Origin of the sequence: Leucobacter sp. Ag1, assembly GCF_000980875.1 — a bacterium.
Lineage (GTDB): Bacteria > Actinomycetota > Actinomycetes > Actinomycetales > Microbacteriaceae > Leucobacter > Leucobacter iarius.
Genome location: NZ_LAYO01000007.1, coordinates 1 through 1,042, shown reverse-complemented (window position 1 = coordinate 1,042; position 1,042 = coordinate 1). Strand labels below are relative to the sequence as shown.

Below are 1,042 nucleotides of genomic sequence, written 5' to 3'. Positions count from 1 at the left end.
ATGAGCTCGGTGAAATTGTGGTATCGGTGAAGACGCCGATTACCCGCAATGGGACGGTAAGACCCCATGCACCTTCACTATAGCTTAACATCGATATTGGGTACAGGGTGTGTAGGATAGGCGGGAGATGTTGAAGTGGCTTCGCCAGGAGTCATGGAATCAACCTTGAAATACCGACCTTTCTGTATTCGGTTTCTAACTCCTTAATGAGGAGGACATTGTTTGGTGGGTAGTTTGACTGGGGTGGTGGCCTCCAAAAAGGTAACGGAGGCTTTCAAAGGTAAGCTCAGTACGCTTGGTAACCGTACGCGGAGTGCAATGGCATAAGCTTGCTTGACTGTGAGACCGACAAGTCGAACAGGGTAGAAAGACGAACATAGTGATCCGGTGGTTCTGTATGGAAGGGCCATCGCTCAACGGATAAAAGGTACTCTGGGGATAACAGGCTGATACCGCCCAAGAGTTCATATCGACGGCGGTGTTTGGCACCTCGATGTCGGCTCATCTCATCCTGGGGCTGAAGCAGGTCCCAAGGGTATGGCTGTTCGCCATTTAAAGAGGTACGCGAGCTGGGTTTAGAACGTCGTGAGACAGTTCGGTCCCTATCTACCGTGGGCGCTGGAAATTTGAGAGGATCTGCTCCTAGTACGAGAGGACCAGAGTGGACGAACCTCTGGTGTACCGGTTGTGACGCCAGTCGCATCGCCGGGTAGCTATGTTCGGAAGGGATAACCGCTGAAAGCATCTAAGCGGGAAGCCTACCTCAAGATAAGATTTCCCTAGGAATTTATTCCTCTAAAGAGCCGTTCGAGACTAGGACGTTGATAGGTTGGGTGTGGAAGCACGGTGACGTGTGAAGCTGACCAATACTAATTGCTCGTGAGGCTTGACTATACAACACCCAAACAGTTGTTGTACTCAAGATAAATTCAATACACAACTTGATTTAGTGTGAAATCTAGTTACAATACAGACCCAATAATCTAATCCGTTAATAACTCTTTCGGTACTAAGTGGCAAAGAACTTAAAACTAAGTTCAAG

General features: G+C 48.4%; 1 rRNA gene. It reads left to right on the top strand.

Annotation, left to right across the window (positions count from 1 at the left end):
- Positions 1-894: ribosomal RNA gene (locus XM48_RS00015) — 23S ribosomal RNA — on the top strand; the annotation flags it as partial.
- Positions 895-1,042 lie beyond the last annotated feature (148 nt).